Source organism: Prochlorococcus sp. G4PB16, assembly GCF_059772465.1.
Map to the genome: position 1 here is coordinate 114,339 of NZ_CM186289.1, position 14,246 is coordinate 128,584.

Below are 14,246 nucleotides of genomic sequence, written 5' to 3' on the forward strand. Positions count from 1 at the left end.
TTCTTATTTATTAAAGAGGCTCAATTGTTAACTCATGATTGCGACCCTGGAAAAAGATAAGAAAGAACATAATGTTTCACAGCGTTATAGCACCAGAATTATTCGTAGAGATACTCGACCTGTAATGGTCGGAGATATTGGAATCGGTGGAGATAATCCAGTTCGTGTTCAGTCAATGATAAATGAAGATACGATGGATATTGAGGGCTCAACTGCCGCAATAAGAAGATTGCATGAAATAGGATGCGAGATTGTTAGATTAACGGTTCCCACTCTTGCAAGTGCAAAAGCTGTTGGAGAAATAAAAAAACTTTTAGCTAGTACTTATCAACCAGTTCCATTAGTAGCGGATGTTCACCACAATGGAATGAAAATAGCTTTAGAGGTTGCAAAGCATGTAGATAAAGTTCGGATCAACCCTGGATTATTTGTTTTTGAAAGACCTGATCCAAATAGGTCTGAATTTACTGACGCGGAAATAAAAGCAATTAAAGACAAGATTATTCAGAAATTTGAACCAATTGTTAATACTTTAAAAGAGCAGAATAAGGCACTTAGAATTGGAGTTAATCATGGATCATTAGCGGAGAGAATGTTATTTGCATATGGAGATACACCTTTTGGGATGGTTGAATCAGCTATGGAATTTATTCGAATTTGTGATTCATTGGACTTTCATAATATTGTTGTTTCAATGAAGGCTTCACGACCTCCTGTCATGCTCGCTGCTTATAGAATGATGGCCGACACTATGGATAAAGAGGGATTTAATTATCCTTTGCATTTGGGTGTTACTGAAGCTGGTGATGGAGATTATGGAAGAATAAAAAGTACTGCTGGAATCGGAACATTATTATCAGAGGGGATTGGAGACACAATACGAGTTTCCCTTACTGAGGCCCCTGAGAAGGAGATACCTGTTGCTTATTCAATTTTGCAAGCAGTTGGTCTTAGAAAAACTATGGTCGAATATATTAGTTGTCCTAGCTGCGGAAGAACATTATTTAACTTAGAAGAAGTTGTGGCAAAAGTTAGAGCCGCTACCGTTCATTTGACAGGATTAGATATAGCAGTTATGGGTTGTATCGTTAATGGACCTGGAGAGATGGCAGATGCTGACTATGGTTATGTAGGTAAAGGTGTTGGAACAATTGCTCTTTATAGAAATAGAGATGAAATCAAGAGAGTGCCTGAGGATGAAGGTGTTCAGGCCTTAGTTGATTTAATCAAAGAAGATGGCAAATGGGTAGACCCTTAAAAACAGAATATATATTTTAATTGGCTTATCATAAAAAAAATATTTGATAATTATGTTGAAGGGATTTTTAAAGATATGTTTATTAATATGTGCTTTCCCTGCGTCATCTTATTCCTTCCAAGCTAATTCTTCTAGGTTGATTACTAACAATCCAAAGGAGATAATTGATCAGGTCTGGCAAATTATATATCGTGACTTTTTAGACTATTCAGGTAAATATAAGGTAGAAGATTGGATTAAATTAAGAAAGGAAATATTGTCAACTAAATATTTTGATAATGACGATGCTTATACTGCTATTAAAGAAATGTTGACAGAATTGGATGATCCTTATACAAGATTTCTAGAACCTAAAGATTTTAACGAAATGAGAATAGATACAACTGGTGAATTGACGGGAGTAGGTATTCAAATTTCTCTAGATGAAGTTACTAATCAAATTGTTGTCGTATCACCAATAGAAGGAACTCCAGCATTTCTTGCCGGAATCAAACCTAAAGATATAATTTTATCCATAGATGGTAAGTCTATCGAAGGTCTAAGTATAGATAGTACCGTTAAACTTATTCGAGGTAAAAAAGGAACGAAGGTAGAACTAGGTATCCTTAGAAATGATCAGTTATTAAATGTCACATTAATACGAGATCGAATTGAAATTAATGTGGTTGATAGTCGATTAAATAATACAGTTTTAGGGGCGAAAATTGGTTATCTAAGATTAAAACAATTCAATGCAAAATCTCCTCAAGAAATGAGTTTATCGATTAACGAATTAGAGAAACAGCAACCTTTTGGTTATGTCTTAGACCTTAGAAGTAATCCTGGAGGGTTGCTTGAGGCAAGTATTGAAATAGCCAGACAATGGATAAATAAAGGAATAATTGTTAGTACTAGAACAAAAGATGGTATTACTGATATAAGAAAGGCAAAAGGTAGAGCCTTAACTAATAGACCAGTCGTCGTTTTGATTGATGAAGGCTCTGCGAGTGCTAGTGAGATTCTCTCGGGAGCAATTAAAGATAATAATAGAGGATTATTGGTTGGGAAAAAGACTTTTGGGAAAGGACTAGTTCAGTCTGTAAGGTCTCTTTCTGATGGATCAGGTTTAACAGTTACTGTAGCTAAATATTTAACACCAAGTGGTAAAGACATTAATGAAAATGGAATAGAGCCTGATATTAGAGCAGATCTAGTATTAAATGATAAAAATAAATTCACAACTTCTGATCTAGGAACTTTAAAAGATAGTCAATATGTAGTGGCTGAAAAATTATTACTTAAGAAGTTTAGAATTGAAAGTAATCAAAATTCTTTCAACCCCTTAGGATCTAATCTAGACTACGCCCTAAAAAAATAGTTAAAACTTATCAATTCTCCTGTATCCATACCAGTCAGGAATAAGTTTTTCACTTCTTTCTTCAGGATCAGGTATTAGATTTATTTCCCAATTTTTTATTTTAATAGGGTGTATGTCGTCGATTGTTTCTATATGATTTACATTTGAGTAGTCATCATTGTGTTTGCTTTTTAAATTTGCTTCCCAATTGTTTTTCGCTTTTTTCTTTGCCTCTATAGCCTTTTTTGCGACAATTAGATTGAATTCGTGTTCTTCATACATCCTTTTTGGATTGTAGCCTCCTAAGTTGACAAACCAAAGGGATAAATTTTCTCTTTTTAGACTTATTAAACTCTCTTTATTGGATTTAGATACGACTATTTCGTATCCATCAACATATTTAATACACTTATAACTATCAATATGAAGTCCGCTTTTCTTTCCTAACCATTGTTTTCTAAGCTCAGGGAATGTATCCTCTATTGATTCACCTAATACCCATCTTACATCGTGTATTTCTATATTACTTTTTAAACTTCTTCCCCCTAATACAACAATAAAAAGGGATAAATCCATAAGCTTGATTTAATTACTCATGTCCAACATCTTTTTCATTGGTTTATAGGCCATTTCTCTAATCTTTTCGTCCATTTTTAATTCTGGGCTCATTTCTTTTAAACACTTACAAACCTTTTCTAAGGTATTCATTCTCATATATGGACATTCGTTGCAACTACATCCATCTAAACCAGGTACTTCAATATAAGTCTTAAGTGGGTCTTTTAATCTCATTTGGTGGATTATCCCTGGTTCAGTAAGCACTATGAATTTATCGTTTTTACTTTTTTGAGAGTAATTCAGCAATTTGCTTGTTGAGCCAATGAAATCTGCTGAATCTAATAGATTTTCTTGACACTCTGGATGGGCAAGTATTTCAGCTGTTGGGTTCTTGATTTTTAGCTTTAAAAGAGATTCTTCGTTAAAAGTCTCATGAACAAGACATCTTCCAGGCCATAAGGTTAATTTTCGACCACTCTGACGTTCAACCCATCTACCTAGATTCCTGTCTGGTGAGAATAAAATTGGTAAATCTTTGGGTAATTGTTTTACAAGATCTACAGCGTTACTGCTTGTGCAAATCAGATCGCTTTTTGCTTTTACTGCTGCACTGCAATTGATGTAGCTGATAGAAAAATGATCGGGATGTTTATTTAAGAATTCTTGGAAGTCATCTGGTTGGCAGTCGTCTGCGAGTGTGCACCCAGCGTCAAAATCAGGAAGAAGGACAGTTTTATTTGGACTAAGGATCTTTGCTGTCTCAGCCATGAAATGAACGCCACAAAAAACAATTACGTCAGCATTTGTCTCCGAAGCTTTTCTGGATAACTCAAGTGAATCTCCAATGAAATCTGCTATGTCTTGTATTGCAGGCTCTTGATAGTAATGAGCAAGAATTATTGCATTTCTTTTTTCACGCAAAGAATTGATCTCATCAGTGAGATTATTCCTTTTATTTGAGACTGATATATCAGTCTTGTAATAGGAAACAGTGGTAATTAGTTTCCAAATGAACTTGTTGGGGCAGTATAGAGGTTAATTTCCTAAATAATCTGTCAGATATCCGAATCGCTATAGCTGGGGATTTACATGGGTCATGGAGTAATGATGATCTTGATTTGCTTTTGGAATTAAATCCAGATGGGGTTTTATTTGTTGGCGACTTATCAGATGGTGATTTAAGAATTGTTCGGGCAATAAGAAAAATCTCTATTCCCACATCAGTAATACTGGGAAATCATGATAGAGGGAAAGACGGTTCTGGCGATATTTTAAAAGCCCAATTGGATTTGTTAGGTGAAAAGAATTGTGCTTGGAATTTATCCAAATGGAAATTAAATGAGCTTTCTGTCGTTGGGGCTAGACCTTGCAGTGGTGGGGGAGGATTTTTCTTAACACAAGAGGTTAAGTCGGTTTTCGGGGAGGTCAGTCTTGATGAATCAGTTCTTAGGATTGTTTCTGCGGCTAAGTCTGCACCACTAGATTTTCCTTTATTAATACTTGCTCATTCAGGACCAGTTGGTCTTGGCTCAGAGTCTTCTAGTCCTTGTGGAAGAGATTGGAAATTGCCATCAATAGATTGGGGAGATAAAGATCTTGGTATCGCAATCGATCAAATTCGCAAATTTAGGATTCCAGAATTAGTGGTTTTTGGTCATACTCATCATCAATTAAGAATTGGGGGGAATCGAACTAGAAAAACTTTTACTCAAGATATATGGGGGACTTCATATCTAAATGCGGCTTGTGTACCAAGAAGAGGTATTGATTCTGCAGGGGAGAATTTGTGTCATTTCTCTTGGGTTGAGTTCTCTAATGGCAAGTTGATACATGCATCTCATAGATGGTACAGGAGTGATGCATCAATAGCTTATAAAGAGATTTTATTAGATCAAAATAATTAGTATTATTTATATATTACTCACCTTTAAATTCATTTTTTATGTTTGATTATTTAAATCAGAATCCTTAAATTTTCTTTCTGCAATCAAATAAGCACCAATAGCAGAACCAATAAATCCTAAAATGTTCCTCGTTAAAGGCAAAATATCATTAGTTCTTGTTACCACTGGAGCTATCCCAAAAATCCCAAATAGCATTATCCAAAGAGGCGATAGGAGCAATAGCCACCCTATTGAGAATGATTCACTCTCTTTCCTTGGAGAAGCGGCAAAACCTGCAATTATTCCTCCCAACAAAGAGGTTAATAAGGTCCATTGCCATTGTTCCTGAGGTAAGCCAGGTACCACTTCGCAACCACCACGGTCTAAACAGGTTTCTACAGCCTTAATCGAAGCTAAGATTGCACCATCCTCTCCGTTATCCCTTACATAGAATTGGTTGCCAAATCTTGTTTGTAACTCCACCCAAAAGATTCTGGGCATTAGGGCAAAATATGCATCTCCAACATTAAAGCTCAGTAAATTTCCTCCTCTAGGGTCAGCAATTATTAGTAAGCTTGTCTCATCAAGACCCCAATATTCTTTTACAGCTAAGCCAGGAGTTTTCTCATATTGCGACAACACTCTTATTTTCCATCCAGTTTCTTGTTCGTAAGAATTAAGTGAGGTTTCTAAATCTAATCTTTGTTTCTCACTTAAAGCTTTTGCTAGATCGATTATTGGTGTTTGTTCTGTTGGTAAGAGTTCAGGATTATCGTAAGCAAATGTGCGCCCTCCCATCGACAATATTATTATCATTCCCAGGCAGAAAATTATGACTTTATTAAATGATTTTTTCAGCATGTGCTTGATTTTCTTTGAACTTATTCTCCATCATGATTGACCCGACTGCGAGATGTCCTCAATGGTTGATTGATCGAATGATTGATGTTGGTGGCTCAATAAGCTTCCACAGATATATGGACTTAGTTTTAAATGATCCTGAAAATGGATTTTATTCCACTGGAAGATTGAATATTGGGAAGGATGGAGACTTCTGCACCTCACCATCCATGGGGAATGACTTTGCACGTTTATTGGCAATTCAGATTGTTGACTGGTTTCTCGATCTAGAAAAATCAGAAATCGAATCGGAACTCTTCTCTCTTGTTGAAATTGGGCCAGGAGAAGGATCTTTATCAAAAGATTTGATAGTTGCAATTGCTGAAATTGCACCTGCTTTGCTCAGTAAAATTGAGCTTGTTTTAATTGAATTAAATGTAGGGATGAGAAAACGACAAGAAAAAGTAGTTAATAACTTGGAGGGGATTAATTGTCGTTGGAGCAACATTGAAGATCTTACTTCAAGTCCAGTAACAGGTGTAATTATTGCGAATGAAGTTTTAGATGCTTTTCCAGTAGAGAGATTGGTTTTTACTGAAAAAAAGGTTTTTAGACAAGGAGTTTCTTTAAAAAAAATAAATGACGAATATTTTTTGGGGTTTGTTGATCTCGAGATTACTTCAGCGATTACGAAATTTTTGCAAGATTCGAAAAGTATTTTAAATATTGAGTTTCCACCAAAAGATATTTGTGATAGATGGACTACAGAATGGCATTGTGATGTGCCGATTTGGTTTGAAAAATTGTCTAAGATTTTAATAAATGGCTCATTATTAGTTGTCGACTATGCTTTGGAATCGAAGAGGTATTACAACGCAATTCGAAATGATGGTACTCTTATTTCTTACAAGAATCAACGAGCAAATCCAGATATTTTGAAAGATCCTGGCTTGAGTGATCTAACAGCACATTTATGTATTGAATCAACTATTAATTATGCCTTGACCAACGGATGGAAATTCATTGGTGAGACTAGGCAGGGACAGGCTTTATTGGCCTTAGGACTTTCAAGCTTTCTATATTCTATTCAAAAAACAAATAGCAAAGATTTATCAGCTGCTTTAAATCGAAGAGAGTCATTGTTGAGACTCGTTGATCCAATGGGACTAGGGGGATTTAGGTGGTTGGCTTTCCAGAAGGATAATAGTAATGATTTGGTTTTCAGTAATCGTTTTCTTGAAGAACCAATTAACTAAGTTTTTGCAAGCATTCATGTATTTCTTTGTTAGATATATTATTAAATAATTTTACAGCACCAATTTTTAAGGGCATAACAAAACTTACTTTGCCATTCTTAACTTTCTTGTCTCCTTGAAGAGAGCTTAGAACACTTTCTATTTCAAGCTCTGGCCACTTAGAGGGTAAGCCTGCTTTCTCAATTAATTGTCTTTGCCTTATTGCATCAATCTCTTTCCAGAGCCCCCTTTGAACTGCTAGCTGACCAACTGCAACCATACCCATTGCAACTGCCTCACCATGTAGCCATTTTCCATAGCCACAAAGATTTTCTATAACGTGGCCAAAAGTGTGTCCATAGTTTAAAAATGCTCTTACTCCACTTTCTTTCTCGTCTTTTATAACAATTTCTGCTTTAGACCTAGCAGAGCGCTGGATTATTTCTATTAAAAGTTTCTCTTTTAGTATTGATTGATCAGAAATATTATCTTGGCTCTCCAGCAGTTCAAACAGCTCTAGGTCTGATATAACTCCATATTTAATTATTTCAGCCATACCTGCCTTGAATTCTCTAGCTGGAAGCGTTGCTAATGTTTTAGGGTCTATCAAAACCAATTTAGGTTGATGAAAAGCACCAATAAGATTTTTCCCTTTCAAATGATTTATACCTGTTTTACCTCCAATAGAAGCATCAACCATTGCGAGCAACGTCGTAGGAATTTGGACTACATGAATTCCACGCAACCAAGTAGCAGCTGCAAAACCAGCCATGTCTCCAATAACGCCTCCTCCAAGGGCAATAATTAAAGATCCTCTCTCTAGCCTGGCTTCGTAAGCTGCATCGTGAATTAAATCTATAGAAGATTGATTTTTCTGTTCTTCTCCTGCTTTTAATATTAAAAGTTTTGGCTTGTACTTACTTTTGATAAGACTTTTAATTATGCAATCACCATAATGATCTGAGACTTCTTTATTGGAAACGACTAATACTTTTAGTCCTTCCTTAAAACCAATTTTAAATAGTTCATCTCCTATACATTCAAGACTACTTTTCCCTATAACTATTTCGTATGGGTTGCTAGTTAAAGAAACTTTAATATGGAGGTTGTCTTTATTCACAGTTGTGAGGTATAAGATTTTTGATGATTTATTTGATTAAATCATGAAAACATGAAAGTAATTACACGTTTGACTAACACATTTAATAAACCAATGATATGTGTTCGCATACGATTCGTATCTATAACGGGATCAAAATAATCACAAAGTGGAATATTCTTTAGGTTGTGAATGAAAGATGTATTATTAAAAACACAGTTTATACAATAATTTTTTCGATTTACAAAGTTTATGCTGTTTCCTTCTAGTGCGCAAAGCTCTAAAAATGAGGACTTGAACTAATGATTGGGGTTGTGGGTGGAGGTCAGCTTGCAATGCTTCTTGTTGAAGCTGGAAAAAAAAGGGATGTTGATGTAGTTGTTCAGACTACAGCCAAAACTGATCCTGCTGCGAAAAAAACTAAGCAGGTGATTTTGCATGATCCTACAAATGCAGGGGGTACAAAACTTCTTGCTGAAAAGTCCCGCTTGATTACATTTGAGAATGAGTGGATAGATATACCAAGTTTACTTTCGCTACAAAATAATGGAGTTTCGTTTGTCCCAACACTTCAATCTATAAGACCTTTAATTAATAAAATAACTCAAAGAGAATTATTAAATAGTCTTAATGTTCCCTGCCCTGACTGGTTGCCTATCCCTTTAGAAAAATCATCAGAGATTGATCTTCCTATTGATTGGGGATTCCCATTAATGGCAAAAGCAGCCACAGGCGGATATGACGGCAAAGGGACAAAAATTATTAAAAATTTAAAACAACTGAAAGAATTTCTTGCAGTTGAGAAAGATGAACAATGGATGCTAGAGAAATGGGTTTCTTTTGAAAAAGAATTATCTATTGTTTCAAGTCGGGATTCAAAAGGTATAGTTCGCAGCCTGCCTATTGTAGAGACTTACCAATCTAAACAAGTATGTGACTGGGTCCTTGCTCCTGCTGACATCAATCATGATGTTATTCTTATGATAAAAAATATCGTATCTTCCTTGCTTGCCGAGTTGGACTATGTGGGAGTTATTGCTATTGAATTTTTCTATGGATCTCAAGGATTACTTGTAAATGAAATAGCTCCAAGAACTCATAACTCAGGTCATTTCTCTATAGATGCATGTAGTAGCAGTCAGTTTGATCAACAAATATGTATCACATCTGGTATTGATGTCCCTATGCCTGAAATGCTTGTTGATGGTGCTTTAATGGCAAATTTGCTTGGCTTAGAAAGCAACTATCCAATTTCACTTACTCAGAGGTTAAATAATTTAAGGGGTATTCCTGGCTTAAAAGTTCATTGGTATGAAAAAGAAGAAGAAAAAAAGGGAAGGAAGCTTGGTCACGTTACTTTTCTTTTGAAAAATAAAGATACTTCGTCTAGAAAGAAAGAAGCATTAGGTGTTTTAAAAACTATACGTTCAATTTGGCCTACCTCTTGATGCTATTTTGATTAGATTGTTGAAGTACTACTTTGTTGGTATTGGCCTTCTCAAGTGCTCTGATCTGACTCTCTTTCGATATGGGGAAACTGTCGTGAAAGTAACGTATACCAGCTTTGTTCTGGAAACGAAGCTTCACTTTGAATCCCCCTCTGGTTCTACCAGGTCGATGCTTCTTGGGCCTTACGGCAAAGTGGTACTAACCATTTAAGTCTTCCTATGATTGCCCTGATAAATTAATAAAAACCCTTGACCTAAGGCTGTTTTACCAAAATGATCTACCAAATATTCCTACCAGTAAAGCTAGGAATATTTGGTAGATCATTGAAAAATCTAATTCTTAATTCTTTGATTAGTTTAGGTTTATTATTCTTATCCCAAATGAGGTAAGTGGTTCTTAATTCTAACTTGATAAAATTTTTGATAGATTAGTTTTTAATCTTTTATATATCTTATTCCAATATAATTTTGTGCTAGGCATTGATTTGTGGTCTTTATAAACGATTAAAATTAAGAGGTTAATCTTTTAGCTTTGCGGACTTTTCGAAGTAGCTCATGATCTTCTCTTGCTCTTTGATCAAGAATTGCTAGATCTCTTCTTGCTTTTTGGTCAACCTTTTGAATATCTTCTCTTGCTCTCTGGTCAAGAAATGCAACATCTTTTCTTGCTCTTTGATCGATGTTCTCAAGGTCGGCTCTAGCTCGTTGATCAACATTCTCTAAATCGATCTTTGCTCTTTCTACCATGCTCGCCATAGAGTCAACCATCATTGATAAAGCTGCTGGAACCTGCTTCCCAGAGGATGAAAAAGGGTACTTTTCATTAAGACTAATACCAGTGTTTGCTTGATTCGAAGCCATAGGTTGAATTAAAACAGGTTTCTTTGAATAGAAGCCATTTTCTTATTTTTCTATTATCTCTTTTTATTAGCCCAAAAAATAAAAACCTTATGAAGTAAAACGAGATGTAATAGAAAAAATGATCCTTATACTTGAAAAGCCACTTTCTAGTCGTTCTCTCATCTTTCGCTCTTTTAAACAAGATTGATTTTCGGGCCAATTTATGAGGTGAAAACATCCTAATTAATTAGGTGAATTGGCTTCTAGCAATTGCTTATATATTTTTTATGTAACTTGTTTACATTAATAAAGCTTTCCTTTGGGATATAGTCTAGATATTCTCTGCTTTTGATTTTCTTTTTCTATTTTTTTTTGTTTTTTATCTTTATAGGAATCCTCATTGTTAAGTCTAAAAAATACAAAATAGAACATTGTCCCTGTGAAAATTAGTCCTATGAAAAGCACCCAGAATCCAATTAAACCTGTAGGAGAAAAGTAGTCTAAGTTGAAAAAACTATTTCTCATTTTTGTTTTTTGATAATCTTTTCTCCTATCCTATCTAAGGTAAATATAAAATGATTGAATAGTTTTGTTTTATTCAAACCTGTAAAATAATCTTTAAAGCAAAACAGCTTTTAGAGTATGAATAAGAATTTTTACGCATTAACATCAAAAATAAAATTAATTAAAATAGAAATTATAAATTTTTTTTGAAATGGAAGAGACCCATAACTATGCTATGAACCTTATCGTTCCACTAATGGGAATAGCACCACTGTTAATGCTTTTTATATTGAAAGGTGAGAAAAAATCCAAGAGTACAAAAAACTGGACTAGATCAATTAACTAGAATAAAAAAAGAATTTAAGTATATAGTATTTTTCTTATTCTACTTATAATTTTTTGGGAAGAAAAGATTTTATTTGTTAAGTGATTTACTTCTATTTGAATTTATAAAATTACAGTTGAAAACACAATTAATTCTAATTGAATGATTGTTCGGTTTTCACACGCGGTATTCGTTAATTTTCGCTATCTTATAGGAGCTAACTTAAATGATAGAGATTATTTAAGTAGTTCCAAATAATTCAAAACATTCATCCACCAATGCAAAAACATAAAACTCAGCAATTTGCCAAATTTTTTATTAAAGATTTAAAGTCAAAATCACAAAAAAGTCAAACGAAAAATTAGTTTAATTAATTGAATTTTCATATATTCTCTATTTTCGAATCATTTCAATATTAAATTACAATTACTTTATTGTAATTTAGTTCACTAATTTATATTTTTCGATTTTTAATCCCTTGAGATAAGATTAATAGCATAGACATCAATTATGGTAATAAGCTATTAGAAGTCATTTATACCTATGCTAACAAAGAAAAATAAAAACAATATAAAAAATTTTTTATTTGAGAAAAGCTATGCTAACTGTAGCTTAGTTTTATTGGAGGGACATGAACAAACCCATTCAAAGAAAAACTACACTGAAATGGAGTTCTGATGGGGAATTATCTTCAATTGATATGGCCAGGATTCTTCAACTTCTAGCGCATAATGAATTAACACAATGTGCCTTAGCTTGCGATGCAAATAAAAAATCTTCAGAAATACTTTTTCATTTAAAAGATCGAAAATAAGTGAATTTACCTAAAAAAGTTTTGTTAATTATTAAAGAAAAAGTAATTAATTAATAGTATATTTAAAAACTATTAAACTTAACAATATGAAAACAGCACAAGACAGATATTTTGAATGTTTAGAGGTTTGTATTGAAGATGAGCAGGGAAAGTCTTGTCGCCAGGTGTGTGCACCTATTTTGAATGATGATCCTTATGATCATCCTACAGTGCCAATTTCGATTAATAAGTAATATTAATTTCTTTAAAAAGGTCTATTTTCGTTATTGAATATTATAAATTAATTCTTATTTATAAGAATTAAATCGTACTTCAATGGCCACTTTTTTGATTGGTAGTTCTAATTAAGTTCTAAATTAGCTAAAATAAGACTAGTAATAAATAAATCATGAATACACCAATCAATCATATAAACCTATTCAATGCGATACTTGCACTCTATGTAATTGGTTATCAACTTTCTATTTGTTTGGATTGGAGTTGGATCCCAATGAATAAAGAGGACTATCAACTTCCATATCAAGACAAATGGAGTCGTATTAGTTAGATAATATTCAATCTCATAATATTTACTTAAAAGCTCGTACCTATTATTAATTAAATAATTAATGAACGTGAGCAGACTAATTAGTTAGCTATTTTTATTTCTTATTTTCTAAGAACACATAGCATATTATATTAACAATTATTTTTATAATTAATTAATTAATTAATTATAAATTCGTAGAACCGTCAAATGTTCTGAACTACATGAAATAAACCAAATGAATATCCCCCAATAAGTATCCATCCAAGTATTGCCGATATTATTGTAGACCTCCTATTGTGCCTTCTAATTGCATTCTCTATCATTTCATTTACATCATCTCTATTGATAAGGTTTGTTGCTTTTGGATTAGTAGAAGTCATTTGTTTTTTGTGAATTTAAGACTTTTAGATTTGGAATGAAGTCTTTAGTTGAGCAAATTCGATTTGAGTTGAATTTGCCAAGAAATCAGTGGAGCCATGAGTTTTAGTGATCTTTGACCAAAACTAATAGAAGACGGCAAAAGAGAAGTAAGGCTTGTATGTAAACATTTGTTAAGATTATAATGGATTTTTTTGTAAGTTGTGTAGGTAAAATCACTTTAATATGATGTTCGATCAATTTATTGATGCTCTTTGATTCAATTTTGCACCTTAAGCGATTTATTTTGTTGGACTTAAAGAGTATCAATTCTCCGAATTTTCAGGAATGTATGAAGACTAGATCATTTGCTATATTTTTAGTTTCTTCTTCTTTATACCTTTATTCATTACTAATTAATCTTTTCATTTATAACCTGACGAAGTAATCTCATCGCATTTAATCGCTAACCGTAAATGTATATATCAAGTAGAATTCAGTATTAAATATCTTTAGTAAAATAGATCAGAAGTATAAAAGCTATAATTTTCTTCTGTATTTCCTCAAAATATTAGTGAATAAATTAGATCTGATAAAATTTAATAGATAAAAGAAAGTCTTATTATCTACTTAGAAATGGAACAATAAAAAAACTAAATTTTGATATGTTTAATTTTTTATTATTTATTTTCATTATTATCTTTTTCATTTGTTTCTAAGAGCCTTCTAGTTAGAAAAGAATATGAGGCTTGATGTTTTTCCTTCCATTCTTTGTGTTCTTTGATCTGATTTTTCAACTTTTCAAGACTTTCCTTCTCTTCTGGGTAAACCCTCTCTAAGTATTCCGGGCTTAAATTTATGTTACCTTCAAATTCATAAACCATCTCCTCGAATGATTCGCATATTCCAAGTATATCCGCCATGAAATCCTCAAACTCATCAATATTTATTTCTTGAAGGACTTTTCTTAATTTACTTTGACTGGATTCTTCTGGCTCCCATTCTTTTTTTAATACATGAAGCAAATTGAGTTGACCAATCCTATCTAGAAGATCCCACTTGGAGGCATCATCGGCTGTGTAAAAATATGAGCCATCCCCTGATTGATAAAATTTGGCTCTTTCTTTATCCATTTATATAAAATGGGTCATGTATTAAATCCTCTTTATTCGATTTACAGTAGTAAAAAATTTGATTCATTCTATTCATTACTAAATTCA

Annotated in this window: 14 protein-coding genes and 1 other RNA gene; 8 read left to right on the forward strand and 7 right to left on the reverse strand. The window is 33.3% G+C overall.

Translation table 11 applies throughout. The features are described 5' to 3' along the window. The first annotated feature begins 34 nt into the window (after positions 1 to 34). Entirely contained in the window at positions 35 to 1,258 is a 1,224-nt protein-coding gene (gene ispG, locus AC6EIZ_RS00570) for a (E)-4-hydroxy-3-methylbut-2-enyl-diphosphate synthase (protein WP_498511468.1), read from the forward strand. 52 nt (positions 1,259 to 1,310) lie between these two features. After that, complete coding sequence (locus tag AC6EIZ_RS00575; protein ID WP_498511470.1) at positions 1,311 to 2,615, forward strand: S41 family peptidase; 1,305 nt, start codon at positions 1,311 to 1,313, stop codon at positions 2,613 to 2,615. Here the strand turns inward: AC6EIZ_RS00575 and AC6EIZ_RS00580 are convergent, their stop codons facing one another. Together AC6EIZ_RS00580 and nadA are read right to left on the reverse strand one after the other, a co-directional pair. Further along, positions 2,616 to 3,170 carry a DUF1543 domain-containing protein gene (locus tag AC6EIZ_RS00580; RefSeq protein ID WP_498511472.1) on the reverse strand — a complete coding sequence of 185 codons (555 nt, stop codon included), beginning with the start codon at positions 3,168 to 3,170 and terminating at the stop codon, positions 2,616 to 2,618. A gap of 9 nt (positions 3,171 to 3,179) precedes the next feature. After that, positions 3,180 to 4,121: a quinolinate synthase NadA gene (gene nadA / locus AC6EIZ_RS00585; protein ID WP_498513283.1), complete on the reverse strand. Its 942-nt coding sequence runs from the start codon at positions 4,119 to 4,121 to the stop codon at positions 3,180 to 3,182. A 92-nt stretch (positions 4,122 to 4,213) separates the two neighbouring features. On the opposite strand from nadA, the gene AC6EIZ_RS00590 reads away from it, so the two are divergent. Then, entirely contained in the window at positions 4,214 to 5,056 is an 843-nt protein-coding gene (locus AC6EIZ_RS00590; RefSeq protein ID WP_498513285.1) for a TIGR04168 family protein, read from the forward strand. 36 nt (positions 5,057 to 5,092) lie between these two features. Here AC6EIZ_RS00590 and AC6EIZ_RS00595 read toward each other — a convergent pair whose 3' ends face one another. Beyond that, a complete protein-coding gene (locus tag AC6EIZ_RS00595) occupies positions 5,093 to 5,833 on the reverse strand; it encodes a TPM domain-containing protein (RefSeq protein WP_498511473.1) in 741 nt (246 codons plus the stop codon). A gap of 95 nt (positions 5,834 to 5,928) precedes the next feature. Between AC6EIZ_RS00595 and AC6EIZ_RS00600 the strand changes: the two genes are divergently transcribed. Then, on the forward strand, positions 5,929 to 7,131 hold the full coding sequence (locus AC6EIZ_RS00600; protein ID WP_498511474.1) for a class I SAM-dependent methyltransferase: 1,203 nt from the start codon (positions 5,929 to 5,931) through the stop codon (positions 7,129 to 7,131). Here AC6EIZ_RS00600 and aroB read toward each other — a convergent pair. Beyond that, the gene (gene aroB, locus AC6EIZ_RS00605) at positions 7,124 to 8,230 is read right to left on the reverse strand and encodes a 3-dehydroquinate synthase (protein ID WP_498511476.1); all 1,107 of its coding nucleotides are present in this window, start codon (positions 8,228 to 8,230) and stop codon (positions 7,124 to 7,126) included. The two genes, AC6EIZ_RS00600 and aroB, sit on opposite strands and share 8 nt — an antisense overlap. A 281-nt stretch (positions 8,231 to 8,511) precedes the next feature. On the opposite strand from aroB, the gene AC6EIZ_RS00610 reads away from it, so the two are divergent. Both AC6EIZ_RS00610 and ssrS read left to right on the forward strand, forming a co-directional pair. After that, positions 8,512 to 9,657, forward strand: coding sequence for a 5-(carboxyamino)imidazole ribonucleotide synthase (locus AC6EIZ_RS00610; RefSeq protein ID WP_498511477.1), 1,146 nt, complete (start codon positions 8,512 to 8,514; stop codon positions 9,655 to 9,657). A gap of 21 nt (positions 9,658 to 9,678) precedes the next feature. Continuing rightward, positions 9,679 to 9,861, forward strand: a non-coding RNA gene (gene ssrS, locus AC6EIZ_RS00615) — 6S RNA. A 306-nt stretch (positions 9,862 to 10,167) separates the two neighbouring features. Here the strand turns inward: ssrS and AC6EIZ_RS00620 are convergent. Further along, positions 10,168 to 10,518 carry a hypothetical protein gene (locus tag AC6EIZ_RS00620; RefSeq protein WP_498511479.1) on the reverse strand — a complete coding sequence of 117 codons (351 nt, stop codon included), beginning with the start codon at positions 10,516 to 10,518 and terminating at the stop codon, positions 10,168 to 10,170. Between the two features lie 1,439 nt (positions 10,519 to 11,957). Here AC6EIZ_RS00620 and AC6EIZ_RS00625 point away from each other — a divergent pair. After that, positions 11,958 to 12,140, forward strand: coding sequence for a DUF8633 family putative protein (locus AC6EIZ_RS00625; RefSeq protein ID WP_498511481.1), 183 nt, complete (start codon positions 11,958 to 11,960; stop codon positions 12,138 to 12,140). Positions 12,141 to 12,528: 388 nt separating this feature from the next. Beyond that, entirely contained in the window at positions 12,529 to 12,687 is a 159-nt protein-coding gene (locus tag AC6EIZ_RS00630; protein WP_498511483.1) for a hypothetical protein, read from the forward strand. Between the two features lie 185 nt (positions 12,688 to 12,872). Here the strand turns inward: AC6EIZ_RS00630 and AC6EIZ_RS00635 are convergent, their stop codons facing one another. Both AC6EIZ_RS00635 and AC6EIZ_RS00640 read right to left on the reverse strand, forming a co-directional pair. Further along, a complete protein-coding gene (locus AC6EIZ_RS00635) occupies positions 12,873 to 13,049 on the reverse strand; it encodes a hypothetical protein (RefSeq protein ID WP_498511485.1) in 177 nt (58 codons plus the stop codon). A 657-nt stretch (positions 13,050 to 13,706) separates the two neighbouring features. Continuing rightward, positions 13,707 to 14,159, reverse strand: a complete 453-nt coding sequence (locus tag AC6EIZ_RS00640; protein WP_498511487.1) for a hypothetical protein — start codon at positions 14,157 to 14,159, stop codon at positions 13,707 to 13,709. Positions 14,160 to 14,246 lie beyond the last annotated feature (87 nt).